Source organism: Pseudofrankia sp. EUN1h, assembly GCF_001854645.1.
GTDB lineage: Bacteria > Actinomycetota > Actinomycetes > Frankiales > Frankiaceae > Pseudofrankia > Pseudofrankia saprophytica.
The window spans coordinates 1-24,735 of the sequence record NZ_MBLN01000129.1 but is presented as its reverse complement, the minus strand read 5'-3'; the positions used below and the strand labels follow the sequence as shown (position 1 = coordinate 24,735).

The following is a 24,735-nucleotide window of genomic DNA, read 5'->3' as shown; positions in this document are numbered from 1 at the left end:
CTTCCACTTCGTCAACGACGGCATCGAAACCGCGCTCGACCAGGCCCGCGACGCCGCCGGCGACCGGGACGTCCGCATCGCGGGCGGCGGCGCGACGATCCTGGAGTACGTCAACGCCGGCCTGATCGACGAGTTCACGATCGCGCTCTCACCCGTACTGTTCGGCTCCGGAATCCGCCTGTTCGAGGGCGTGGACGCAGGCCACGTCGCCCTGGAACCGATCCGCGCGGAGCCGACGCGGCGGGTGACCCACCTGACCTACACCGTCCAGAAACGGTAACTGCCTCGACCTCGGCGCTCCCCCACCGAGGCCAGCAGCGCGGCGTCGACCGCGCCGCGGAGGGACGTCGCACGCAGATCACGTTCGAAGAACACCGAGCTGCGCAGCTCCTCGTCGTGGCCGGGCGCGGTTTTCAAGAGCGGTCGCTGTGGGGGTGGCGTCAGGGGCGGCGCAGCTGGTAGGTCCGCACCGACTTCGGGTCGATGAGGTCGAGTGCCTGGCCCGCCGGGTAGAGGACCGCGTTGAAGGTACCGGCGCAGAACGAGCCGCCGGTCTGTCGGCCGGGCAGGCCGGAACCGATGGGCTCCGCCGTGCGGGTCGCGGTGGCGAAGGTCAGCTGATAGTCATCCGCCGTGACGGTTCCCGAGCAGGTCTGCCGGATCCCGTCGTGACGAGCTCCCGCGACGACATAGTCCTCACCGGTGAGATGCCATCGCCTGCCGTCGATCGTCAGCTGGTAGTCGGCGTGGCTTCCCGCCAGCGCGTAGTGGTTCACCCAGGAGCCCGCGGCCCGGGCCGCCAGCTGGGACGACGCGTCCGGTGACCTGGTGGGCCGGTCACCGGGAACCAGCAGTGCGCTGATGGTCACCGCGGCCGCCAGGGTCGCGACGCTCGCCGCGGCGGCCAGCGTTCGTCGCCCTCGCCAGCGGGCCGCCGACGCCGCTGGCGGCGTCGGCGGGCCGTCCGAGCCTGCCGGCTTGGGCGGCGGCGTCGGGACGAACCATTCGGTGGTCGCGCTCTGGGCGCTCCAGGGCGACGGCGGGGCCGTCGTCCGGGTGACGGGTGTCCGGGTGGTGGGCGGCGAGCCCGCCGCCCGGGCGACGGTCGCCGTCATGGCCTCGCGGCCTGAAAACCGCCCACCCGCGATGTCGTGCCTGCTGTTCATGGTGCCCCCGGTGCCTGACATCGGCCGATCAGGAACAGGAGGACTCTAGCCGGTCGCGGGCCCAAAAGTCCCGACTTCGTCATCGCGCCGAAATCTGTACGAAACGATGTGGTGAGCCGACCGCTCGCGGCGCGCGGGCCTGGCCCTGGCGGGGGAGCGGTCCGGCTGCGGGCCGATCGGAAAGGTGGGGCCGGCTGTCGGCCCCGAACTGGCAGACACGTGCGGCACCGCCAGCACGGCCGGCGCCGGCCGTGCTGGCGGTGCCGCGTCTCCGACGACACCCCGCCAGTCGTGAACCGGCTGTCAGGACACCTTGGTGATGGCTCCGCACTGCAGCGGGGGAGCGGCCCACTTCCCGTTTGTCAGGTGAGCCAGCGTCTCGCAGGGGGCGGGCGCGAGGTGGTTGACGGGCCAGCGGGTCTCGGGCAGGGCTCCGGCGACGTAGTTGGTGTAGCTGGCGCCGTTGAGCGTCTTCAGGAACGAGTCGACGGTCAGGTCCTTGCCGGTTTTCTGCAGGGCCGTGACCAGCATGTCGGCGGCCCAGTAGCCGGCCATCGCGGTCAGGCTCAGCGCCGTGCCGGACGAGTACTTCTCGATGTCGGTGGCCATCTGGGCGACGCCGGGGACGTCGGTGTTGAACCCGCCCTGCCACTGCAGCAGGGCGTAGGTGCCGTCGAGCTCGGGGATGCCGGACACGCGCGGGTCGTAGATGGGGGAGACGACCAGTCCCTTGTAGCCGGCCGCCTTGAGAGCGCCGGAGAGCTTGGTCGCGTCACCGAACTGGGCGACGAAGAAGACGACAGCGGGAGGCTTGCCCGCGTCGGCCTGCATGACCGCGCTGACGATGGGCGTCGGGTCGGTGAGCCCGGACACCGGGATCGGCGTCTTCTCGTATACGGCCTTGAACCCGGCCGTCTCGAAGCCCTGGCGGACCGTGATGATGCCCTGCCGGGCGGAGTCGTTGTCGAGTCCGATCAGCGCGAGGGTCTTCGAGGCCCCCGCGGGCAGCGCGTTCGCGACGGTCAGCGCGCCGCCGGTGTCGACGGACCGCTGGCTGCCGGAGGTCGGTGCCTGGCAGCCGGTGATGCCGAAGCCGATGGCGTTGCCGCAGAAGCCGGGGTTGGTACCCCAGCCGAAGAACGGCATGACCTCGGAGCAGAACGAGTCGATGTAGTTGCCACCGGTGGTGGTCACGATCGAGGCGAAGGGCTGGTCCTTCTCGACGAGGGCGCGGGCCTGGTCGGCGGTGCGGGCCGCGTCGCTGCCGTCGTCGCGTGTGTCGAGGAAGTCGATCTGGCGTCCGTTGACGCCGCCCTGCGCGTTCGCCCGCGCGAACCGGGCCTTGGCACCCGCGGGAACGTCACCGAACGCGGCACCCGCGGGGCTGGTGAGGGATACCAGCCCGCCGATCTTCACAGAGGTGGGGGTGACGCCGCGGTTCGGGTCGGGCGCCTTGGTGTTGCAGTCGAGCGAGGCGGGATCGACGGTGACGTTCGTCTGGTCCCAGCCGTGGTCCGGGCCGAGCTTGCTCAGCGACGGGTTGACCGTGACCGGGGCGGAGCCGCCGCCGTCACCGTTGCCGCCGCAGCCGGCGATGCCGACCGCGCAGGCCACGGATAAGACCAGAGCAACCCGACTGGGGCGCCACATACTGTCTCCTTCTGCCGAGGCCGCACGACGAGCGACGCCGGTCAGTTGAATATTGGATACTTTATTCATCCTTGTCGGGGCGCGCCGCGGTGTCAACCTGACGGAGAGGTGCCGAGCCGACCTTTCGGCGCGTCGGCATGGCGCGGCAAGGCCGACGGCCTGGCGGGAGGAACGCGATGGTGGCCGGTCCGCGACGGCGCTGTGCGCCGGGATCACCTTCCCGGAAGGCCCGCGTTGGCACGACGGCCGTCTCTGGGGCTCCGATCAGACCACCGGCACGGTCTGGACGGTGACCGAGGCGGCTGACGGCGTTCGAGCGTTCCGCCGGTGGCGACCTGTTCGGGCGGCGGGTGTGGGCGACGCTCGACGCTAGACGTCCGGCCCGTCGGCATCTGCCTCGACGCGGAGGGGCTCGACGCGGAGGGGGCCGTCCGGGTCGTGAACGCGGGGGCCGCCGAGTGCCCGCGGATCGCGGCGCCGCGGGCTGGACTACCAGCGCGGGCGATCGACCGGACGTTCCCGTGGCCGGCTCGCCCTGACGGGCACCGGGCTTCTACCCGCCGGAGTCATGCCCGCCGGAGTCATGCCCGCCGGGCTCAGGGTGGCGTCAGAACCGTCCCGGAGTGGCGAACGTCCGTACGGCCTCGGCCCGACCCGGGACCGTGGACCGGTTTATCGCCGTCTCGAAGGACGACTTTCCGCCCGCGATCCACAGCGGACCGTTGGCGATGTTGTCCAGGGCTTCCTGGGCGGTCTCGTCGGGCGGCTGGGCGGCGTCGAGGGGATATCCCAGCCGAGCCATCGCCGGAGTGGCCGTGAAGCCGACGCTGAGGTGCAGCACGTCGACGCCGTACTTTTCGCACTCGATCCACAGGGCTTCGCTGAAAACCCGGCTGAAAGCCTTCGACCCGCAGTAGGCGGCCAGGGACGGTGCGCCCATGAAGCTGGCACCCGAGCCGGACAGAATGATTCCCCCGCGTCCGCGCGCGCACATCAGGGCGCCGTAGTGCCGGGCAAACTCGGCCTGACCGAGCACATTGACGGCGATGACCGACCGGTAGACGGCCGGGTCCAGCTCGACGAAATCACCGCGCACGCTGTTGGCGCCGGCGTTGTAGATGAGCAGGCCGACCTCGATGTCGTCGGTCGCGGTCCGGGTCCGCTCCAGCGCGTCCGGCTCGCTCAGGTCGACGGACAGGGTGCGGACCTGTGCGCCCCCCGTGCTCAGGTCTTCGGCCAACGCCTGTAAGGGACCGGTCTTCCGGGCCGTGAGGACCAGGTTGAACCCCTGCGCCGCAAGCTTTCGGGCGTAGCTCTCGCCGATGCCCTCCGAGCCGCCGACGACCAGAGCCCATGGCCCGTACTTCTCCAGATCCATGATTTCCTTTCGTTCGTCGGCGGCCCCGTCGATCCTCTGGGGTTCAGGCGGTGACCGCGGGCTGGTCGTCCAGGTCGAGCCCGAACTCCTTGAGCTCGCGCTCGGCCCAGAACAGGCGGCCCGTGTACTCCTTGGGATCGGCGCACGAGGCGAAATAGGCAATCATGCGCGCGGGGACCTCCATCGGCACGGCTACCGAGTCGTCGAGGCCGGCCTCTTTGACGCGGATGGCGACAAGCTCGGTGGCCACCAGGCCCGGGTGCAGGCCGATCACGAAGATGTTCTTCCGGGCCAGCTCGGGCGCGAGGGCGTTGCCGAGCCGGTCGAGCGCCCGCTTGCTGGAGTAGTAGCCGGGCACGGCGAGGCTGAACTTACCGACGGCCTCGAGCTTGGGGAGCTCCTCCGGCTGGCGGAAGACCTCGCCGCTGCCAGTGCTGAGGTTGATGATGCGCCCGCCGCCGCGGCTCTCCATGATGGGCGTCACCAGCTGCATGAGGGTGAAGGGCGCATGGAGGTTGACGTCGAACTGGTACAGCCAGTCCTCGCGCGTCAGCTCCAGAAATCGCTTGTTCCAGATGTCACCGGTGGTGGCCGCCGCGTTGTTGACGAGCACGTCGACGCCCCCGAACCGCTCGACAGCGGCATCGACCAGGTGCTGGAGATCCGCCTCGCTGGCCAGGTCGGTCTGCACGGCGATCGCGCCGGCTCCCAGCTTCTCGAGCTCCGCCAGCGTCTCGTTCAGGGTGCCGGGCAGCTTCCTGTCCGGCTCGACCGTCCGGGCGGCCAGCACCACCTTGGCGCCGCGACGGGCGAACGTCTGGGCCGCCCGGGCGCCGACCCCCCGGCTGGCTCCCGTGATGATCACGACCTTGCCGGTGAGGTCCAGCTCCTCCTGTCGCTGCATGGTGATACGACCTCCGCTCTCCATTTGACCAGTGTTCAAATGGACCGTAACACAGCTCCCATCCCCGGGCATCGCGACCAAAGCGCCAGGCTGGGGCCCAACAGCGAGGTGCCGCGGTGCAGGCGCGCGCGGATCTTCGGGTCCGCCCGGTGGAGCCCCAGGAGCCCCGGCGGGCGTGGGCCCTCGGGCCCTCCGGGCCGCCCGGGAGGCCGCCCGTCCGATCGTTCTCCCCGGCTCCGCCCGACGCGTCTGAGAACGATCTCGCGATCTCGTCGGCCGCCAACCCGGCGAACGGTGTTCTACAAGATCGGAACGGTGGTGGTGAGCGCTGCGTATGATTTCCGTGATGGAACCCGGCCGAACGCGTACCCCGCCCCGCCAGCGGGCGACGCTTGTCAACACGAGGTCACGGGAGACTCGGCTGGCGCTCACTCGCGCGGCCCTTCGCCTTTGGAGTGAGGGTGACTTCGACGAGGCGTACGAAGCGAGCACCGTCACTGATATCGCCAACGCCGCCGGAGTCACCAGGGGAACCTTCTATTTCCATTTCGCCAACAAAGAGGCGATCCTCCTCGAGATGAGCTCGGCGACGATCCAGGCGATGATCGACCAGGTCGAGGCCGGTACCGTGCAGGATGTCCCCCTGCGCCCGTTGAGCGAGCAGGTGATGACCTCGATGGCTCGGCGCGTCGTTCGCACGCCGAAGGCGGCCGCGCTGCGGGCGGGCACCCTTGGCTTCGCGGGACGGGCGGATGGGCCAACCCCGGCGAGCCCTCGCCTGAGCGTCGCCTTTGAATCCCTTCTCAACTACGGCAAGGACCGCGGCGAGCTGAACGCAAAGCTCGATGTGGAAGAGGGCGCCGCGATGTTGACCGCCGTGACAATGGAAGCGATCATTCGCTGGGGCGCGGGGGACCGCTCCGCGTCCTGGTTGGCCGAGACGCTCCGTGATCGAGCGGCCGTCGTCCTGCGCGGTATCGGCCACCCGGACGGCGGTTAGTCGACCGCCCTCATCGAAGTCACCCGCGCCGGCTGTCGGTGATCAGTGGCGGTCAGGCGTCGCCAGGTACTCGACCGTCGCGTCGTCGGCGGGGTAGCCGCGCAGCAGCCACGCGTCGCCCTTTCGGGTGCGTCCGTCCGTACTCGGCAGGCCACGCCGTCCACGCGCGTGCCAGACCTCGAACAGGTCGCGCAGGCGCTCTCCGTGCGTACACAGGACGGCGCCGTCGGCCTCGTCGGAGGCCAGCAGCTCGAGCAGAGCCCGCACGGATCCGTCGACGCCCAGCGCCGTGTGCCGTAGCAGCGGGAGCTGGCGGGCGGCGACGAGCGGGGCGACGGTCTGCTCGCAGCGCAGCGTCGGACTGGTGAGCACGCGTCGGATCGGTAGGTCTCTGGTCACCACGTCGGCGAAGGTCGCGGCCTGGCGGACACCCGCGGCGGTCAGCGGGCGATCGGCGTCGGAGCCGGTCCACCCGTCCTTCGGGATGGCCCGGGCGTGGCGGACGATCAGCAAGGTGTGGCTCCGACTCGGCGCCGGCTCGACGTCGACAGGCCGCGCGGCGCCAGCCCCAGGGCCAGCGGCCCCAGCGGATCCAGCGGCGACCGGTCCGACCAGCGAAACCTTCGTCAGGTCCATGTAGCCGCGCTACCCGCTGTCGGGTGAACCGTACCTGACCGCAGTCCGAACACTGGGCGGAGCGCCGGGCCCCGTCCGCGGACCGGACATGTCGGAATCGGCGGCCGACATCGGGCAGACTTGGGGGGTGGCCGACGATGATCCGTACCGTTGGCTCGAGGACGTCGTCGGGGAAGCCGCGCTCACCTGGGTGCGGGAACGCAACGCCGAGACGTTCGCCGAGCTCACCCAGTCCGCCAGGTTCGCCGCGCTGCGCGCCCAGATCCGCGAGGTACTCGACGCGGACGACCGGATTCCCTATCCGGTCACGCGGGGCGAGTACCTCTACAACTTCTGGCGCGACGCGGCTCATCCGCGCGGCCTGTGGCGGCGCACCTCGCTCGCGTCCTATCGCGAGACCGCCCCGGACTGGGAGGTCGTGCTCGACGTCGACAAACTCGCCGACAGCGAGGGCGAGAACTGGGTGTGGCATGGCGCCCGGGTGCTGCGGCCCGACCATCGGCTGGCTCTGGTCCAGCTGTCCCGCGGCGGCGCGGACGCGTCCGTCGTCCGTGAGTTCGACCTGGTCGCCAAGGCCTTCGTGGACGACGGCTTCTTCCTGCCCGAAGCCAAGAGCTCGGTGGGCTGGATCGACGAGGACCGGGTCTACGTCGGTACCGACTTCGGCGAAGGCTCGCTGACCTCGTCCGGCTACCCGCGGGTGGCCAAGGAATGGCGGCGCGGCACGCCGCTCGACGAGGCGGTCACGGTCTTCGAGGGCGAGCCGGATGACGTCTCGGCCGGCGCATATCACGATCCCACCGAGGGTTTCGTGCGCGACTTCGTCTACCGAAGCGTCGACTTCTACCGCACCGAGCTGTACCTGCGTACCCCGGAAGGGCTGGTCCGCGTCGACGTTCCGGACGACGCGCACACCTCGATCCACCGGGAGTGGCTGCTCATAACCCCCCGGTCGGAATGGGTCGTCGGCGAGAACGCCTATCCGGCGGGCGCGTTGCTCGCCGCCGACTTCCACGCCTTCCTCGCCGGACGGCGAGAGCTCGAGACGCTCTTCGAGCCGGACGAGCACACCTCGCTCGACTACCAGGTGTGGACTCGCAACCATCTGATCGTCGCCACGCTGCGGGATGTGAAGAGCCAGCTCACGGTCCTCACCCCGACGCCGGCGGGCTGGACGACGGCGCCGCTGGCCGACCTCCCGGAAACCGGCTCGGCCCACATCAACGACACCAATCCCGATGTCGACGACGAGTACTACCTCAATGTTAGCGGCTACACCCAGCCGGCGACCCTGTACCGCGGCCACATTGGCACGGAGCCTGAGATCATAAAGCAGGCTCCGGCGTTCTTCCCGACCGAGGGCAGCACCGTCAGTCAACATTTCGCCGTGTCCGACGACGRTACCCGTATCCCGTATTTCGTCGTCGGCACCGGAAAACCCGGGCCGACGCTGCTCTACGGGTACGGCGGCTTCGAGGTCTCGCTCACCCCCGGCTACAGCGGCACGATCGGCCGCGCCTGGCTGGCACGCGGCGGCACGTACGTCGTCGCCAACATACGCGGCGGCGGAGAATACGGGCCGGACTGGCATCAGTCGGTCGTCCGGGAGAACCGGATGCGCGTCTACGAGGATTTCGCCGCCGTGGCCAGGGACCTCGTCGCCACGGGAGTCACTGCGCCGGCCCAGCTCGGCATCGAGGGCGGCTCGAACGGCGGCCTGCTCATGGGCGTCATGCTGACCCGCTATCCGGAGCTGTTCGGAGCGATAGTCTGCTCGGTCCCGCTGCTCGACATGCGCCGCTACCACCAGCTGCTCGCCGGAGCGTCGTGGCAGGCCGAGTACGGCGACCCCGACGATCCCGCCGACTGGGCGTTCATCAAGGAGTACTCGCCGTACCAGAACGTCCGCCCCGACCTTCGCTACCCGCCGACTCTCATCACCACATCGACCCGGGACGACCGCGTCCACCCCGGGCATGCCCGCAAGATGGTCGCCCTCCTGCGCGAGCTCGGCCACGACGTCCGCTACTACGAGAACATCGAGGGCGGTCACGGCGGCGCCGCCGACAACGAGCAGCTGGCCCACAAGTCGGCCCTGACCTACGAGTTCCTCTGGCGGACCCTCGGCACCGCCGTCACCTCCGCGGGCCCACCCGGGCCCGCGACCCGCCGCGAGGACTAGTCCCCGACCGACGCGGCGACGGGCTTGGGATCGGCGGCGCGCCGGTAGGGGGAGGCGGGGAAGCCGGCGGCCCGTTCCAGGCGGTCGAGCGCGGCGAGCCACAGGTCGGCCAGGGCCCGGCCGTTCGGGACGTTGCGGTCCGTCACGATGCCGAGGGAGGTCGTCCGGGGCTGGGTGTCCGTGGGCGCCAAGCTGCCCAGGACGAGGAACACCCGCTGGCCGGGCAGCCGGACGGGGACCGGGATCGCGGTGGTGACCGGGTGGCCGGCGACGTCCATCGGGGCGGCGAAGGTGCCGAGGTTGGACGTCGACACCATGGTCTGCAGGGGCCGCATGGCCATCGACAGCGCCGCCGGGCGGAAGCCGGCCGGTACCTTCTCGAAGCACCAGCGCAGGCCGGCGCCCGACCGGGAGCCACCGCGGAACCGAACGGTCTGCCCCTGGATCGCCTCGAACCGGCGCTGGGGCGACTCCAACCCGCAGGGCAACCGGATGCGGGCACCGACCATGAAGTTGCTGAGAAGGTCGTGCTCCTCCGGCCGCCGGGTGCTCATCGGCATCAGGGCCAGGGGAGCGTGGCGCCGGCCCGCCGGCCCGGTCCAGGTGTCGAGCGCCTCGGACAGCGCCACCAGGAAGACGTCGTTGACGGTGGTGCCGAAGGCGTGGCCGATGTCCCGCAGCCGGTCGGTGCTCGTCGTCGCCCAGCCCAGGCGCACCTCACCGGCGAGCGGCCGGGTCAGCGCGCGCAGGCTGGTGGACGGCGTCGCCCAGGTGACCGAGTTCAGGACGGCCGAGGCGCGGGCCAGTGGGGTGGTCCGCCCGGTGCGCCGCCACTGCGGCTGGTCGTCGTCGGCGTCGTCGCGGGCGCCGAACAGCAGGACCATCGCCCGGTGCAGCGCGCCCCCGTCCAGCCAGACGTGGCTGGCGCGGAAGAGGACCGTGGTCTCGCCCGCGCCGGGCTCCCGCAGCAGCCAGACCTGCCACGGCGGGGCGTCGAGGCGGACCGGCGCCTGGTACTCCTGCTCGACGAAGGCCGCGACGCCGGCGTCGCCGGCCCCGGCCGGCAGCAGGTGCTCCCGGATGTGCGCGGACACGTCGACGTCGGGCCGCGCCGCCCACACCGGCGGCCCGGACGCTCCCCGCGGGTGGGCCAGCCGCTCGGTGAGCGCCGGGAACCGGCGCAGCCGGTCGGCCGCGGCGGCCCGCACGGCGTCGAGATCGCATTCCCCCGCGACCCGCAGGAGGTAGCCGAGGGCGATCTGCGTGCCGGGATTGCGCCGCTGGTATCCCAGGAGCGCCAGATCCAGGAGGCTGAGCGGACGCTCGTAGACACCGTGCTGCACTGCCTTGAGCATTTACTGTGCTTCTCCGTCACCGAGAATGTTGGTCCGGCGGCCGGGAACCGGCCGAGGGTCGGCTGGCCTTGCCGGCCTGATGGGCCCGGCCGGTCTGACTCGTTGGTGCCCGCCGCTGAACGCGACGACGCGCGGGCTGGGAAGAAGGCGTTCGATCTCGCAAGCGGCGGTGGCGGCGCCGTTCGCGGCGCGCAGCTGCGCGCCGAGGCGGGCGGCCGCCGCCCGGTGCGGCCCGTCGTCGAGCATCCGGGAGATCGCGTCCCGGATCACCGTGGCCGGCGCTGTGCGTCGCACCACGACTCCGGCGCCGGCGCGCGCCACGGCGGCGCCGACGGCCGGCTGGTCGCCGGYGGCGGACACCGGCAGCACGACCATCGGCAGGTCGTGGCCGAGCGCCTGGGTCGTCGTGCTGTAACCGCCATGGCCGACGACCATGCTCACCGTCGGCAGGACGTCGCGGTGGGGGACGTACCCGTGCGCCTCGACGTTGGCCGGCACGTCGAGCTCGGCGGGACCGTGGGCGCGGCCGGTGGTCAGCACCACCGGAACCGGCAGGTCGGCCACCGCCGCCATGACGCCGCGCAGGGTCGCGGCCTGTCCGCCGTAGAAGATCGAGCTGAGGCTGACCAGGACCCGGTTGGTTCCGGTGTGCGGGGCGGGTGACATCCCCACGGGCCAGATCGGGCCGGTCAGGCACACGTTGCGCTGCCGGACGGCGCGCCGCTCGAGCGCGGCGATCCCCGGGACGAGCACCCGGTCCGCCCGCGTCCACAGCGCGCCCGGCGCCAGGCCTCGGAACCTCGTGACCGTGCCGATCCAGAACGCCCAGTGGCCCGTCATGTGGCTGTGCAGCGTGTGGTGCAGGACGGCGTGGCGGGTCCGACGGAGCTGCAGCGTCCGCAGCGCCGTGAGCAGCATCGCGTCGACGACGACGAGGTCGGCCCCCTCGCGGTCCAGGGATGCCGCCAGGTCGGCGCCCACCCCGGGATCGGTGAACAGCCGCAGGTTCTCCGCCGCCCAGCCGGCGAAGCCCGTGCGTTCCAGGGGCTGGTGCGGCACGGCGAGCCGGTATGCCTCGAAGCGCAGGCCGAGCTTCTCGACGGCGGCGCGCTGGTCGATCTGGCCCAGGACCCGGACGTCGTGGCCACGCCGGCGCAGCGTGTCGGCGATGCCCAGGGCGGGCGGCACGTTCCCCCCGCCATTCCAGGTGACGACCACGATCTGACCCATGATGGTGGCGACTCCTTTTTCTGGGTCACGCGGGTTGCGCGGGTGCGCCGTGGGCGGCCGTCAAACGGCCGCGTCGTGAGCGGCGCGGGTCGGGTGGCCATGGACGGAAGCGCCGGCTGGCACGGCCCGACCGATTTCAGTCGATCCTCGCCACGATAGGAACCGTGCCTTCCGCCGACCTTCCGCACACGTGTCGTGTCGGAGACAGGTGCTGTGCGGTGGTGTGCCGCCGGACGAAGTCGAGGCTGCCAGCGAAGACGCGTTCCTTGTCGTTGTCGAGGGTGGCCACGTGGTAGCTGTCGAGCAGGAGCTGCTCGGTCACGGGCGCGCCCGTGACCCCGGCGAGCAGGAGGCGCCCGGAGCTGGGCCCGACGACGTGGTCGGTCACGCTGCGGAAGGTCAGCACGGGGCACGCGACGCGGTGCAGGTCGGGCAGGGTGACGGCGCACAGCTCGCCCATCGAGGCGAACGCGCGCAGGGAGAGCCGCTCGTAGCCGACGTCCTGGACCCCGGGCGCCTTGATGTCGCTGTACTTCGGTCCCCACAGCCGGCCACCGAGCGGAGACGCGCGCACCGACGGCAGCACGCGCGCCGCGTACGGGACGAGGCGGGCTCCCCGTCGGCTGGTGTCGAGCGCGGGGTTGACCGTGACCACCCCGGCGAGCTCGCCGCCGCGTTCCTCGGCGAGGCGGAGCGCGAGGGTGCCACCCATGGACAGGCCCATCACGAACACCGGTGCGCGGCGGGCGGCGAGTTCGGCGAAGGCGTCGTCGACCGCCCGGTACCAGTCGCCCCACCCTGTCGTGRCCAGGTCGCGCCAGTGGGTACCGTGCCCGGGCAGCAGCGGGCAGGACACCGCCAGCCCGGCGGCGCCGAGATACTCCCCCCAGGACCGCACACTGTGCGGTGTGCCCGTGAGCCCGTGCAGGACCAGCACGCCGGCTGGGCTGTCCCCACCGGCGGGGCGGGGGACCAGCTCGAAGGGCCTGGCGGCCGACGGCAGGGGCTCCATTCCCGTGCCTGGCTTCTTCCCGCGCCATTCTGGCGGCGCGCCGCGCCCGCCAGCAGCCATCTGACCCGCCTCCCACGTGCCTGTCATCCCGCCGGCCCCGCCGCCGCGGCCGGCCCTAGCCATCATCGCGTGGCGCTGGCCGCCGGGAGCCGGCGGCTGGGCGGTGAGCCCGCGGCGGGTTCACTCGCCAGCGCGGTCGCGGGCGGGAAAGGTTTCCAGGGTTGGCGCGCCGCATCGTGGGCCACACTGGCCAGGTGAGATCTGGCGCAACACCGCGAACTGGGGCCATGACCCGGGCAACACGACGTTCTTCGTCGCCAAGGGATATCGGCGATGCGTGATTTCGCCTGCCCGAGGTGCGGGCAGCAGCTGACGTTCGAGAACTCGCGTTGCCTGGCCTGCCACAGCGGCGTCGGCTTCGATCCCGACGCGGGCTCGTTCGCCGTCGTGCCCGACGAGGGAGTCCACGCCGAGGGCGCCCGAGCGTCCAGGTGCGCGAACGTCGACATCGCCGCCTGCAACTGGCTGGCTCCGCCCGAGCACCCGTCCGGGCTGTGCAGGTCCTGCGCGCTCACCCGCACCCGTCCCGCGGACACGGATCTGGACGCGCTACCGGCCTTCGCCGAGGCCGAGGCGGCCAAGCGCCGGCTGGTGTTCGAGCTGACCGAGCTGGGCCTGCCGCTGCGTGGACGCGACGTCGACCCCGAGGCCGGACTGTGTTTCGACCTGCTCTCCAGCGGCCAGGAGCGCGTCATCACCGGCCACGCCAACGGGGTGATCACCCTGGACCTGGCCGAGGGCGACGATGTGCACCGCGAGCAGCTGCGCGTGTCGATGGCCGAGCCCTACCGCACCCTGCTCGGCCACTTCCGGCACGAGGTCGGTCATTACTACTTCACGGTCCTCACCGACGGCGGCGACGCCAGGGAGCGGTTCACATCGCTGTTCGGCGACCCCGACGCCGACTATCAGGCCGCCCTGGACCGGCACTACCAAAAGGGCCCGCCGAGTGGATGGCAGGAGACGTATGTCTCCGCCTACGCCACCATGCACCCGGCCGAGGACTGGGCCGAGACCTTCGCGCACTACCTTCATGTTCGCGACACCCTCGATACCGCCGCCGCGTTCGGATTCGCCCCCGCTGGTGCCACCCTGGCGACTCCACTCGTCGGCGACGTCGGGTTCAGGCGCATCATCGAGCTGTGGCTGCCGCTGGCCTGGTCACTCAATATGATCAACAGGTCCATGGGCCACCCGGACCTGTATCCGTTCGTCCTCCCGCCCCCCGCGCTGGACAAGATGCGTCTCGTCCACGAGCTCGTCGCCGGGGCGGGCGAGGCCGGCCGGGCCGTCGCCGGCCAGGCCGCGCAGTCCTGACCTCCACGATCGCCGAAAGTCCGGAGGGCGTTGCCGAACACGGGGTGTAGCCGGTGTTCCCTTGGTGATCCAATCGACTACACGTGGTGATGGTTCGATTTCGGTTTGACGTCAATGCGAGGGCGCAAGCTCCGGCAGGCGCATGCCACAGTGCTGACGGTGGCATGCGCAAACTGCTTTGTTTGGGTCGCGGGGTTGGTGGGGTAAAGCTCCCCACAACACGGCGGATGATCGTCGAAAATGGTTTTCCCTGGAGGATCCCGTGCTCGTGACCATCATCTCCTGGATCGTGCTCGGTCTCATCGCCGGCGCGGTCGCGCGTCTTCTCGTGCCCGGCCCCGACCCGATGAGTGTTCCGACCACGATTATGTTGGGCGTCGTCGGCTCGTTCATCGGCGGATTCCTGGGTTACGTTCTTTTCCACAAGGACCTCAGCGAGGGCGCGCTGCAGCCGTCCGGCGTCATCGGGTCCATCGTCGGTGCGATCATCCTTCTGCTGATCTACCGGCCCACCAGCCGTCGCCGTGGCCGTAGCCACACCAGCCGTCGCCGCAGCAGCAGCCGTCGCCGCGCCCTGCGTTAGGCGCGGCTGGCGCGGCTGAGCCGCGACACCTGGAGAAGACCCTGGGCGCCCTGTCCGACCCGCACGCCGCGTGCGGGTCGGACAGGGCGCCCAGGTCGTGGAGAGATGGTGAGGACCGCCGACGCCGGCGTCCGCCGGCGCGCTAGGTGATCCGGCGGTCGGCCGCCCACCGGGTGAGCTGGTGGCGGCTGGACAGCCGCAGCTTGCGCAGGACGTTGGACGCGTGCGTCTCCACGGTCTTGACCGAGATGAACAGCTCGGCCGCGATCTCCTTGTAGGCGTATCCGCGGGCCAGCAGCCGCAGCACCTCACGTTCGCGCGGCGTGAGCTGGTCGAAGTCCGCGTCGGTGCCAGTGGCGGCGGCCGTAGGGACGGGCGGCGCGGGGGTGGCGTCCCGGAAGGCGTCCAGGACGAAGCCCGCCAGCCGGGGGCTGAACACGACGTCCCCGCCCGCCACCCGCTCGACGGCGTCGGCGAGATCGTCGGCGGAGATCGTCTTGGTGACGTAGCCACGGGCACCCGCGCGGATCAGCGCGATGACGTCCTCGGCCGCGTCCGACACGGAGAGCACCAGGAAACGCGTGGCCGGCAGGCTCTCGCCCACCTGCCGCAGGACGGCGAGGCCTCCTCCGTCCGGCATGTGCACGTCGAGCAGGACGACCTGCGGCCTGCTCGCCACGATGCCGGCGACGGCCTCGGCCGGCGTCGCAGCCTCGCCGACGACCTCCACCCGCCCGCCGAGCTCCGCGCGGACGCCGGCCCGGAACATGGCGTGGTCGTCGACCAGGAAGACCGTCGTCATCGCCGCATCCTTATCGCTACCTCGGTACCGCCGCCAGGGCTGCTGCGGATCGAGACCGTCCCGCCGTGGCGCTCGACGCGGCCGATGATCGAGCCGCGCACCCCCTGGCGGTCCTCGGCGACCGCGTCCGGCTCGAAGCCGATCCCGCGGTCCCGGACGAAGACGCTGACCGCGTCGGCCTCGACCTCGGCGTAGAGCGAGACGTCCGTGGCTCCGGAATGCCGAGCCGCGTTGACCATCGCCTCGCGGGCCGCGGCGCAGGCCGCCGCGAGCGCGTCGTCCAGGACGAGGTCACCGACCACGACGACGTCCACCTTGACGGCGTACGCGTCCTCGACCTCGGCGGCGGCGGTGCGCAGCTCCGCGCTGAGCTGGCCGCCCGCGGCGCGTGTCCCGTAGAGCAGGCCGCGCAGCTCGCGCTCCTGCCCGCGCGCCAGGCGGGTCACCTCGCGCGGCGATTCCGCGTTGCGCTGGATGAGGGCGAGGGTCTGCAGGACGGAGTCGTGCAGATGGGCCGCGATGTCGGCGCGCTCCTGGCCGCGGATCCGTTCGGCGCGCTCCGCGCCGAGCTGGGACGTCAGCCGGATCCACCAGGGCCCGCCGACGAGCGCCAGGCCGACCGCCGTGACGCCCATCGCCCACAGCCCGTCCCGCAGGGTGTTCACGTTCGCCCGGTGCAGCACGAGGACACCCCCGGCGACCACCAGGGCGGCCCCGACGACGAGGCGCAGCCGGCCCATCCGGTCGGCGAACGGCGCGCCCACCGTGCTGCGCGAGGCCCGCAGCCAGCGTTCGCGGTCCGGTCCGGCCGCCTGACGCCAGATCGTCGCGCCGCCGAGGCAGGCGAGCAGGGTCGGCACGAACAGTGTGCCGCCGGCGACCCTGGTGGCGACCAGACCGGTCGCCGCGAGCACGACCACGGCGAGCAGCGCGAACTCGACGGGACGCGGCAGGCGCGAGCGCCGGATGCCCTCGGGCGTCGGCAACACGATCCAGTAGGCCGCGTAGAGCGCGATGCCGAGGCCGCCGCTGGCCGCCAGCACGAGGAACGCCAGCGCCACCATCCGGCGCCGCAGACCCGTATGCAGGGCGATCCCCGCGACGACCCCGCCGGCCCAGCCCACATCCGGACGCCGGTAGAGAACGCGGGTGGCGGGCACGGTCCGGGTCACAGGGCCATGATTCCGGTTCCGGCCGCCATCCGGTATCGGGAGCTACCCTGAGCCGTGGGCTCAGGGTCGAAATCAGGGGTTCGCCGGATGCGCTGGCGCCGCGCCGCCAGCACCGTATAGCCACTATGAGCACAGATCCCGAGACCCCGGCGGCCCCGCCCGCCGCACCGCCCGCCCCATCCCCACCCCCACCCGCACCCCCGCGCCGGCTGYGCCGCAGCGCCACCGACCGGGTCGGCGCCGGCGTCGCCGGTGGGCTTGRCGAGTACGCCGGCGTCGACCCGGTGCTGTTCCGAGTCCTGTTCGCCGTGGCCGCGTTCTTCGGCGGCGCCGGCGCGCTGGCCTACGCGGTCGCGTGGGCGGTCATCCCGGTCGAGGGCACCGAGCACGCGCCCGTCGACGGCTGGGTCGACGGCCTGCGCCGGCACCACATCCCGCCGTGGCTGGTGGCCGCGGTCGGTTGCCTCCTGCTGTGGGCTGTCGCCTTCAGCTGGTGGTCGCCGCACCCGCCGTGGCCGCTGCTCGCGCTGGTCCTCGTGCCGTTGCTGCTGTTCGGGTCGAGGGACGGCGGCTGGCGCCGTCCCGTGCCGACGGCGCCGTCCGGGTCCTCGGCCGCGGGCGAGGCGTCGGGCTCGGCCGAGGCACCGGCGGTGCGCCTCGACAAGGGTCCGACGGCGGCGCCGCCCGCCTGGGCCACCGAGGCGCGGGCCTGGCTGGGGGAGGCCCGGCAGGCGGCGCGCGCACGGCGGCGGCGATCCTGGCCGCTGCGGGTGGCCGCGTTCACGACGCTGGCGGCGACGCTGACCGTCCTCGGCGTGACCGACGCCCTGGTGGGGATCTGGCTGCCGGTCTACTTCTGGGTCATCGGCGGGATCGCCCTGGTCGCGTTGCTGCTCGGGGCGGTGCTGCGCCGCACCCCGTGGTCGCTGCTCCCGCTGCTGCTGGTCGCGGCGCTCGGCACCGCGGCGTTCGGCGGCACGCACGCGAGCCTGAACGACGGGGTCGGGCAGCGGGTCTGGACGCCGGCCACGGCCGCCGACCTGCGCGGCGACTACCGGCTCGCCTTCGGCCAGAGCGTGCTCGACCTGCGCCGCCTCACCCCGGAGGTGGCCCAGGACATCCACGTCACCCTCGGCGCGGGGCAGGTCCGGGTGCTCCTGCCGGCGACGATGAACGCGACCGTCAGGGCCGACGTGCGCCTGGGCGACGTCACGGTCGACGGTGCCGGCTCCTTCACCGACGACGATCGTGGCTGGGGCGAGCGGCGGCGCGGCGTCGGAACCGGCCAGACGATCCTGCCGCCGACCGGCGCCACGGGCCCGGCGGTCACGATCGACGTCGACGTCGCCGACGGCAACATCACCGTCGACCACGGCTGACCGCCGCCGCCTCGCCTCCACGGGAGCGGGTTCCGCCCCAGGGGAGGACCCGCTCCGGGGGCGGGACCCGCCCCTCAGGGCTCAGGCGTGCTCAGGGGCTCAGGCGTCGGAGCCTGGCGAGGCGGCGTATCCCGTCCGCGGCGGGACGCTCGAAGCGAGGCTGGAGCGCCGCCTCGAGCCGGGCGCGGACGGTGGGCACGTCGAGATGCATGCCGATGGCGACCAGACCGTCGGGACCTTCCGTCACGGGCCTCGTCGCGACGTGGACCTGCCGGCCGACGATGTTGACCACATAACCGCGCGTACTTGGCCCCGTGTTCACGGTCACGGTGCCCTTGAGGCGGTAGACGTTCGCGGGCGGGTCCTCGATCAGGTCGACCAGCAGGCCGGGATCGACCGGGCCGGTGGCGGGAACGGTGACCGCGTCGACGCGCGGGTGCGGCTCGTCATCGTGGTCATGCTCGTGCCTGGACAGGGCCGCGAGGGGAAGCTCGTCGACCGGGTCGTGCGGGCTGGCGGCGTCGAACACGAGTACYGGGTCGATGCGGCCGTGCGTCGTCTCGACGAGGTGCGCCCGCGGGTTGCTCTCGCGTACCCGGCTGGAGATCCGCGCCACCGTCTCGGCCCGGTGTTCCGGCGGAATCCGGTCCGTCTTGTTGATCAGAACGAGGGTGGCCGACGCGAACCGGGCTGGCGGCAGCCCACCGCGGTCGACGGTGTCGAAGTACGAGGCGGCGTCGACCACGTCGACGAGGCCGCCGGGTCGGACGCGGTCCACGGCGCTGAACCGGATGAGCCTCGCCAGGGCCGGCGGGTCGGCCACGCCGCTGGCCTCCACGATCACCGCGTCCAGCCGCAAGCGGGGATGGGTCAGCTTCTCCAGGGCCTGGTCCAGGCCGTCCGTGTCCGGCAGGCAGCACAGGCAGCCGCCCGCGATCGAGGCCGGCTGGTCCACCTGACCGGTGACGAGCGCGGCATCGACGTTGATCGCTCCGAAGTCGTTGACCACTACCCCGAGCCGTGCCCCCGGCGTCTGGAGCAGACGGTTGAGCACCGTCGTCTTGCCCGCGCCCAGGTACCCGGTGAGTGCGATCACAGGCACCCGCGTGCTCATCCCGATCCGCCTCCTCCTGCCCGCGCCCGGCAGGCGGCGCCGATCCAGTGGCGCCCGGCGGGCAGGCCGCCGACAGCGGGCCAGGAAGACCATGCCATCCATCGCCATCAGGAGTCCCGGCCGGGGGTGCGGTGACGTGAGCCGCCGCCGAGTACTCAGAGCGTGCCGGTGCTCAGAGCGTGCCAGTGCTCAGAGCGTCTGGGCCCGTTGACTCCGACCGGTTCACCATCGCGCCTGCCCCTCGGCCCACGCCGACCGTTCCCGCCATCGCGCCCGCCTCCGCAGTTCAGCGTATGGCCTGTGGCGCGTCCCGGCGCAGGCGAAGCGCGCCGCCGGCGGTCTTCGATCTTGCCTTGCTGGCGGTCAGGCGGGTCGGGCGGGTCGGGCGGGTCAGGCCGGTTGGGTCAGGCCGGTTGGGCGCCGGGGTGGCCGTCCTCGACGACCCAGGTGGCGTCGGTGGTGACCGGGGAGTCACGGCGGGAGCTGTCGGCGACGATCCGCAAATCGGCGCGGCATTCCGCGGGTGTCAGCCGGATGCGGGTGTAGCCGCGTCGGTCGCCCCGGAAGTACCGCACGTGCGGGTTGAAGCGGGCGTTGTTGTCGCGGACGAAGTCGTCGCTGATGAGGAAGAACGCCGAGCTGATCGAGGTGCAGACGAACTCGGTGGCGACGGCCGGCGTCTCCGGCTGGTCGAAGTCGACCCGCAGGTCGTTGACCCACGCGCAGTGCAGGTCCCCGGACAGCACGACCGGGTTGCGGGCCTTGCTGTCCCGCACGCCGGTCAGCACGCGCCGCCGGTAGGGGCGGTAGCCGTCGTTCTGGTCCAGGTTCGTCAGCGTCTGCCCGTCCCCGCCCGGCAGCTGGCCGTCGAGCTGCGCCATCATCGTCTGCTGCGCGATGAGGTTCCACCGGGTACGGGAGGCGTCCAGCCCCGCGCGCAGCCACCGCTCCTGCCCGGCGCCGGCCATCGTGCCGCCGGCGTTGGCGCCGCCCAGCGCGGCGGCGCCGATGGCCGTCGAGGAGTCGCCCGGCACGGGTGTCCGGTATTGCCGGGTGTCCAGGACGTTGAGCGTCGCCAGGCTGCCGAACGTGAGCCGACGGTAGATCTGCAGGTCGGGGGAGCCCGGGTTCAGCTTGACGCGGATCGGCATGTGCTCGTAATAGGCCTGGTAGGCGGCCGCGCGCTGGCGGGCGAACGCCGTGGGGTCCTGGTGTCGTGGCCCGCTGTCGCCGAGCTCGTCGACGAGGCTGGCGTAGTTGTTCTCGACCTCGTGGTCGTCCCAGGTGACCACCCAGGGCGCGGCCAGGTGGGCGGCCTGCAGTGCCGGGTCCGACTTGTACTGGCCGTAGCGGTTGCGGTAGTCCGCCAGGGTCTGGAGCTGGTCGAGGCCGGGGGTCTGCGGGGTGGTGTGCCGCCGGTCCGCGAACTTGCTGTCCGGGTCGTACTCGTAGATGTAGTCGCCGACGTGCACGACGAGATCCGGCCGGTCGGCGGCGACCGCGTCGTACGCCGGCCAGTAGCCGTTCTGGAAGTCCTGGCAGGACACGAGCGCGAACGCCAGCGACCCGCCGGCCGCGTCCGGGCCGGCCCCCGGCGCGGCCGCCGTCCGGGTGCGGCCGACCGGGCTGAGCACGGTGCCGGCGCGGAACCGGTAGTAGTAGTCCCGCCCCGGTTCGAGGCCACGGACGTCGACGTGGACGGAGTGCGCCAACGCCGCCGACGCGGTCTGCGTACCGGCGCGCACCACCGAGCGGAAGCCCTCGTCGGTGGCGACCTGCCAGTCGACGGGGACGTCCCGGGCTGGCATCCCGCCACCTTCGGTGGGTTTCGGCGCGAGCCGGGTCCAGAGGATCACGCCGTCGGGCAGCGGATCGCCGCTCGCGACGCCGAGGCCGAAGACCCCGTCCGCCACCCCGGGAACGGGCGTGGGCGCGCGCAGGGTGGGAGCCGGGGTCGGCGTGGCGCCATCGGAGCCGCCGCAGGCGGCCAGGCCCGCCGCGGCCAGCGCGGCGCCCCCGAGGCCCAGTCCGCCGAGCAGGAGGGAACGCCGATGGGGGCGGGCGGTACCGGTGCCGGTGCTGGTGTCGGCTCCGGGCGCCGGTCCGCGGCTCGCGTCGGAACGATCCGGGCATGGGCGTTCAACGGCGCCATCGCGGGTCACAGATCCAGCAGACTAGACGAAACTTGGCGTGTGCGATCCTGCTCCCTAAAGCAGCGACGTTTAGTGGCTGACTACGATTTGGTTGGTGATCGGCTTTCGCCGGTCACCACGACGTAGTGCGTGGGGGACTCGTGCGGGAACGGAATGTCGCGGGCCCGGCCGGACGGTTCGGGCTCGGTGGTCGCGGCTCGGCGGCCGCTGTTTCGGTGCGGGTCGCGCTGCTGGCCGCGGTGGCCTGTTGCGCGCTGACCTGGGCCCCCACGAGCTCCGCGGGGGCCGCCGGGAATGGGGCCGCGCGCCCGGCGGACGATCGGGTGACCGTCGCCGCTGAATCGGTCGGCGCCGGTTCGGCGCCGCCGTCGATCGATCTTGTCGATCTGCCGTTGGGCGCGGTTCGGACCACGGCTGCCTCGCCGAGCGCCGCGCCGGCCGCCGCCGGAGGCGGCCCGACCACGGAGTCGGCCGCCGGAGAAGGCCCGGCCGCGGCGCCGGCCGCCGGAACTGGCCCGACCGCTGGCCCGACCACCGCGCCGACCGTGGCCGGAGGCGGCCCGACGGCGGCGCCGTCCGCCCAAGCTGGCCYGAGCACGCCGACGGCCGACGACGGGGACGGCCCCACCGCCACCCCGCTGCGGGGTGAATACGCCGCCTACGTCACGGCTGTCGACCCGGTGAAGGCCACCGTGACGTTCGACGTCGTCGAATGGTTCACCGGCACCGCCGCCCAGCAGGCCTGCACCGAGGACGGCGACCCGGGACCGTGGCCCGCGGAGCGGTGCAACGACTACTACCTACGCAACAGCAACGCGGTGCCGCGCACTCTGCCCGTCGCGCCAAAGGCCCAGCTGAAATACGTGGACGAGAACGGTCCCGCGGACGGGGTCAGCCTGGACGACCCGGCCGGAGGAGACGTCCCGACCACGCTGTCCGCGCTGGCCGCGAAACTGGGCCAGTTCGGGCCGGATGGGCGGCTCAAGTGCTTCATCAAGGTTGAGTCGGGCGCGTTGACCACGATCGCCGAGATCTACACCCCGTGAGACGCTCCACGGGACGGTGAAACGCGGGTGACCGTGGAGTGCCGGGGGCCGATGGGGAAGGATTGATCGCAATGCGGGTCACCGGATTCGACCACCTCGTTCTCAACGTGGGCGACGTCGAGCGTTCGCTTGCCTTCTACTGCGGTGTTCTTGGTCTGGAGCCCGTCCGCGTCGAGCAGTGGCGGGCGGGTGAGGCTCCGTTCCCATCCGTCCGGGTCAGCGGCGAGACCATCATCGACCTGGTCGCGATGCCACGCGGCTCGGCAAATGTGGATCATTTCTGCCTCGTCGTGGATCCGCTCGACTGGCAGGAGGTCATCGACGCGGGCATCGTCACGGTCGTGGACGGCCCGGACACCCGCTTCGGTGCGCGCGGTGAGGCGGTTTCGCTCTACATCCGCGATCCCGACGGCAACACCGTCGAGCTTCGCTGGTACCCGGCGGACGCCTCGGCGAGGTGACGCGCCCCTGCCACGCCGCACCGTGCGGCTGCCCCGATGGCTCACCGGGCTGCTCATGGGGCCGCGCTGGATGCTGCTGTCAGCGCACTCAACTGGGTCGCCGTCCTCGCGGACGGCCAGGACCTCAGCTCTCGCGGCAGTCCTGAGCGGGTCGATCGGGCTCGGGGGACCGCTCGGCCGTGCGCCGGCTTCCAGCGCACGGCGCGATGCCCGACTGCGCGGCCGCCAGATAGGCGAGGACGGCGTCGCGGTTGCGCGTCAGGCAGTCGATCCGCTGCTGGATGCGGGCGATCTCGTCGCGGAGGAGTTCGGCGGTCCGTGGGCTGAGGTTCTCCGGCAGCAGGTAGATGTGGTCGGGTCCGTCCAGGCACGGCAGGATGATGCGGATGATCTCGGTCGTCAGGCCGCAGTCGAGCAGGCCGCGGATCTGCCTGACACGTTCGACCGTCGACTCGGAGTAGGCGCGGTATCCGTTGCCGGCCCGCTCCGGGCTCAGCAGCCCCTGTTCCTCGTAGTAGCGGAGCATCCTGGCTGGGACGCCGGTGCGCCGCGAGACTTCGCCGATTCTCATGGTTGTCTCACTGCCTTGGGCCCGTCCTGCCTTGGGCCCGTCCTGCCTTGGGGCCAGACTTGACTCGACCGATGACTGGGTGATCAGCACCACATTTGCTATCACATTGATGTGAACGTTTGAGCATCGTTGCATGTCCATGTTCGAGGCATCTGAGGCCCTGCCGGCGAGTGGGACGTCGCCGGCCGGCGGCGGGCCTGAGGCCAGACAGACGCCACGGCCGGGGGAGCTGCCGGTCCGGCCGGGGGAGCTGGCGCCCCGGCCGGCCGGGCTTCCCTGGTCCGGGCTGCTCGCGCTCACGGCGACGGCCTTCACCGCCGTGGTGACCGAGCTGCTGCCGGCCGGGCTGCTGACCAGCGTGAGCGCGGACCTGCACGTGTCCCGATCCAGCGTCGGGTTCCTGGTCAGCGGCTATGCGGCCGCCTCGTGCCTGGCGGCCGTGCCGCTTGCCGCCCTCCTGCGGGGCTTTCGCCGCCGTCCGGTGCTGGTTGGCGCGCTCGCTGCGTTCGCGCTCTCCAACGCTGTCATCGCGCTGTCTGGCAGCTATCCGCTCACCTTCGTCGCTCGGCTGCTGGCCGGCGCGGCGGGCGGCGTGAGCTGGGGAATGCTCGCCGGCTACGCCGCCAGGATGGTTCCGGCCGAACGCCAGGGCCGGGCGATCGCCGTCGTCCTCGCCGGCATCACGGTCGCGACCGCGGTGGGCATTCCGGCTGGCGCGGCACTCGCCGCGATCCTCGGCTGGCGTGCCAGCTTCGCCGTGCTCGCCGCGCTGGCGCTGGTTCTCGTGGTCTGGGTGCTGCGGCGCGTTCCTGACTTCCCGGGGGAGCCGGCCACAGCGCGCCTCCCGTTGCGGCGGGTCCTCGTCACTCCTGGCCTGCGTCCCGTGTTCGCGGTGACCCTGTTCCTGCTGCTGGGCCACCAGGCGGTGTACACGTACATCGCGCCTCTGGCCGAGTGGTCGCGATTCGGCGACACCGGCCTGGCCCTGTTCGTCTTCGGCGGCGCGACCGTCCTCGGAGTGTGGGCCGCCGGCCTGCTGGTGGACCGGCACCCGAGCGCGATGCTGCTGGTCGCACTCGGTCTCATCGCGGCCGCGATGCTCGTGCTCGGAGTGTTCGGGCGCGCGCCGGCGGTCCTGCTCGTCTCCATCGCCGTCTGGGGCGCGGCGTACGGCGCGGCGCCGACGCTGCTGCAGGCGGCGGTGGTCAACGCCTGCGGCGCCGAGAAGGCCGACGTCGCCACCTCCGTGCAGGCCACCGTGTTCAACCTCGGTATCGCGGGCGGCTCGCTGACCGGCGGCATCGTGCTCGAGCGGTCCGGGGCGGGGACCCTGCCGTGGGTCGCGCTCGCGCTGGTCGCCGCGGCCATGACGGCCGCCGCACGTGCACGTCGAAGCGCGACCATCCGCCCAGCCCTGGCCGGCGGCACCGGCTGAGCCAGGCCAGCGCCGGCGAGGGCGGCCGACTAGACGAGTAAGTCCGAAGTCTGGGTGACCGGTGGTCGGGCATGGAGAGAGGGTTTCCAAGATCGAGTTGTGACGCAAGACCTGGAAACCCTCCTGACC

General features: G+C 72.0%; 23 protein-coding genes. 9 read left to right on the top strand and 14 right to left on the bottom strand.

The window, feature by feature from the left end; all coding sequences use genetic code 11:
* Positions 1–280: dihydrofolate reductase family protein (locus tag BCD49_RS40040; RefSeq protein ID WP_198939495.1), on the top strand; the 280-nt coding region annotated here is incomplete at its 5' end.
* Here BCD49_RS40040 and BCD49_RS43910 read toward each other — a convergent pair.
* The 5 genes from BCD49_RS43910 to BCD49_RS40020 all read right to left on the bottom strand — a co-directional run bounded on the left by BCD49_RS43910 (position 259) and on the right by BCD49_RS40020 (position 5,098).
* Positions 259–417, bottom strand: coding sequence for a hypothetical protein (locus tag BCD49_RS43910; protein ID WP_157845247.1), 159 nt, complete (start codon positions 415–417; stop codon positions 259–261). The genes BCD49_RS40040 and BCD49_RS43910 overlap by 22 nt on opposite strands.
* Before the next feature lie 23 nt (positions 418–440).
* Entirely contained in the window at positions 441–1,187 is a 747-nt protein-coding gene (locus BCD49_RS43905) for a hypothetical protein (protein ID WP_027140859.1), read from the bottom strand.
* Between the two features lie 282 nt (positions 1,188–1,469).
* On the bottom strand, positions 1,470–2,816 hold the full coding sequence (locus tag BCD49_RS40030; protein WP_007511278.1) for an ABC transporter substrate-binding protein: 1,347 nt from the start codon (positions 2,814–2,816) through the stop codon (positions 1,470–1,472).
* 607 nt (positions 2,817–3,423) lie between these two features.
* The gene (locus tag BCD49_RS40025) at positions 3,424–4,194 is read right to left on the bottom strand and encodes an SDR family NAD(P)-dependent oxidoreductase (protein WP_007511283.1); all 771 of its coding nucleotides are present in this window, start codon (positions 4,192–4,194) and stop codon (positions 3,424–3,426) included.
* A gap of 43 nt (positions 4,195–4,237) precedes the next feature.
* Positions 4,238–5,098: an SDR family NAD(P)-dependent oxidoreductase gene (locus BCD49_RS40020; RefSeq protein WP_007511286.1), complete on the bottom strand. Its 861-nt coding sequence runs from the start codon at positions 5,096–5,098 to the stop codon at positions 4,238–4,240.
* 334 nt (positions 5,099–5,432) lie between these two features.
* Here BCD49_RS40020 and BCD49_RS40015 point away from each other — a divergent pair, with 334 nt between their 5' ends.
* Entirely contained in the window at positions 5,433–6,098 is a 666-nt protein-coding gene (locus BCD49_RS40015) for a TetR/AcrR family transcriptional regulator (RefSeq protein ID WP_007511288.1), read from the top strand.
* Positions 6,099–6,140: 42 nt separating this feature from the next.
* On the opposite strand, the gene BCD49_RS40010 is transcribed toward BCD49_RS40015, so the two are convergent.
* Complete coding sequence (locus tag BCD49_RS40010) at positions 6,141–6,611, bottom strand: SixA phosphatase family protein (protein ID WP_007511290.1); 471 nt, start codon at positions 6,609–6,611, stop codon at positions 6,141–6,143.
* 211 nt (positions 6,612–6,822) lie between these two features.
* Between BCD49_RS40010 and BCD49_RS40005 the strand changes: the two genes are divergently transcribed.
* Positions 6,823–8,916 carry a prolyl oligopeptidase family serine peptidase gene (locus tag BCD49_RS40005; protein WP_241832496.1) on the top strand — a complete coding sequence of 698 codons (2,094 nt, stop codon included), beginning with the start codon at positions 6,823–6,825 and terminating at the stop codon, positions 8,914–8,916.
* Here the strand turns inward: BCD49_RS40005 and BCD49_RS40000 are convergent.
* The 3 genes from BCD49_RS40000 to BCD49_RS39990 all read right to left on the bottom strand — a co-directional run bounded on the left by BCD49_RS40000 (position 8,913) and on the right by BCD49_RS39990 (position 12,573).
* Positions 8,913–10,271: a wax ester/triacylglycerol synthase domain-containing protein gene (locus BCD49_RS40000; protein ID WP_007511295.1), complete on the bottom strand. Its 1,359-nt coding sequence runs from the start codon at positions 10,269–10,271 to the stop codon at positions 8,913–8,915. The genes BCD49_RS40005 and BCD49_RS40000 overlap by 4 nt on opposite strands.
* Positions 10,272–11,501 (bottom strand): glycosyltransferase, encoded by a 1,230-nt coding sequence (locus BCD49_RS39995; RefSeq protein ID WP_071042557.1) that lies wholly within the window; start codon positions 11,499–11,501, stop codon positions 10,272–10,274. It lies immediately after the preceding gene.
* Positions 11,502–11,637: 136 nt separating this feature from the next.
* Positions 11,638–12,573 (bottom strand): alpha/beta hydrolase, encoded by a 936-nt coding sequence (locus BCD49_RS39990; RefSeq protein ID WP_083401994.1) that lies wholly within the window; start codon positions 12,571–12,573, stop codon positions 11,638–11,640.
* A 273-nt stretch (positions 12,574–12,846) separates the two neighbouring features.
* On the opposite strand from BCD49_RS39990, the gene BCD49_RS39985 reads away from it, so the two are divergent.
* The gene (locus BCD49_RS39985; protein WP_007511301.1) at positions 12,847–13,890 is read left to right on the top strand and encodes a zinc-binding metallopeptidase family protein; all 1,044 of its coding nucleotides are present in this window, start codon (positions 12,847–12,849) and stop codon (positions 13,888–13,890) included.
* A 262-nt stretch (positions 13,891–14,152) separates the two neighbouring features.
* A complete protein-coding gene (locus tag BCD49_RS39980) occupies positions 14,153–14,473 on the top strand; it encodes a GlsB/YeaQ/YmgE family stress response membrane protein (RefSeq protein ID WP_007511303.1) in 321 nt (106 codons plus the stop codon).
* Between the two features lie 142 nt (positions 14,474–14,615).
* On the opposite strand, the gene BCD49_RS39975 is transcribed toward BCD49_RS39980, so the two are convergent.
* A complete protein-coding gene (locus BCD49_RS39975) occupies positions 14,616–15,275 on the bottom strand; it encodes a LuxR C-terminal-related transcriptional regulator (protein WP_007511305.1) in 660 nt (219 codons plus the stop codon).
* Positions 15,272–16,447, bottom strand: coding sequence for an ATP-binding protein (locus tag BCD49_RS39970; RefSeq protein ID WP_007511307.1), 1,176 nt, complete (start codon positions 16,445–16,447; stop codon positions 15,272–15,274). The genes BCD49_RS39975 and BCD49_RS39970 overlap by 4 nt, the downstream gene beginning before the upstream one ends.
* A gap of 125 nt (positions 16,448–16,572) precedes the next feature.
* On the opposite strand from BCD49_RS39970, the gene BCD49_RS39965 reads away from it, so the two are divergent.
* On the top strand, positions 16,573–17,826 hold the full coding sequence (locus BCD49_RS39965) for a PspC domain-containing protein (protein WP_071042555.1): 1,254 nt from the start codon (positions 16,573–16,575) through the stop codon (positions 17,824–17,826).
* A gap of 91 nt (positions 17,827–17,917) precedes the next feature.
* Here BCD49_RS39965 and BCD49_RS39960 read toward each other — a convergent pair whose 3' ends face one another.
* Both BCD49_RS39960 and BCD49_RS39955 read right to left on the bottom strand, forming a co-directional pair.
* Positions 17,918–18,940: a CobW family GTP-binding protein gene (locus tag BCD49_RS39960; protein ID WP_007511312.1), complete on the bottom strand. Its 1,023-nt coding sequence runs from the start codon at positions 18,938–18,940 to the stop codon at positions 17,918–17,920.
* Positions 18,941–19,344: 404 nt separating this feature from the next.
* Positions 19,345–21,102, bottom strand: coding sequence for an alkaline phosphatase D family protein (locus BCD49_RS39955; protein ID WP_007511313.1), 1,758 nt, complete (start codon positions 21,100–21,102; stop codon positions 19,345–19,347).
* 314 nt (positions 21,103–21,416) lie between these two features.
* On the opposite strand from BCD49_RS39955, the gene BCD49_RS39950 reads away from it, so the two are divergent.
* Together BCD49_RS39950 and BCD49_RS39945 are read left to right on the top strand one after the other, a co-directional pair.
* Positions 21,417–22,139: a hypothetical protein gene (locus BCD49_RS39950; RefSeq protein WP_241832495.1), complete on the top strand. Its 723-nt coding sequence runs from the start codon at positions 21,417–21,419 to the stop codon at positions 22,137–22,139.
* 71 nt (positions 22,140–22,210) lie between these two features.
* Positions 22,211–22,600: a VOC family protein gene (locus BCD49_RS39945; protein WP_007511316.1), complete on the top strand. Its 390-nt coding sequence runs from the start codon at positions 22,211–22,213 to the stop codon at positions 22,598–22,600.
* A gap of 124 nt (positions 22,601–22,724) precedes the next feature.
* On the opposite strand, the gene BCD49_RS39940 is transcribed toward BCD49_RS39945, so the two are convergent.
* Positions 22,725–23,171 carry a MerR family transcriptional regulator gene (locus BCD49_RS39940; RefSeq protein ID WP_007511318.1) on the bottom strand — a complete coding sequence of 149 codons (447 nt, stop codon included), beginning with the start codon at positions 23,169–23,171 and terminating at the stop codon, positions 22,725–22,727.
* Between the two features lie 133 nt (positions 23,172–23,304).
* Here BCD49_RS39940 and BCD49_RS39935 point away from each other — a divergent pair, with 133 nt between their 5' ends.
* Entirely contained in the window at positions 23,305–24,606 is a 1,302-nt protein-coding gene (locus BCD49_RS39935) for an MFS transporter (protein ID WP_007511320.1), read from the top strand.
* The last annotated feature ends 129 nt before the right edge of the window (positions 24,607–24,735 follow it).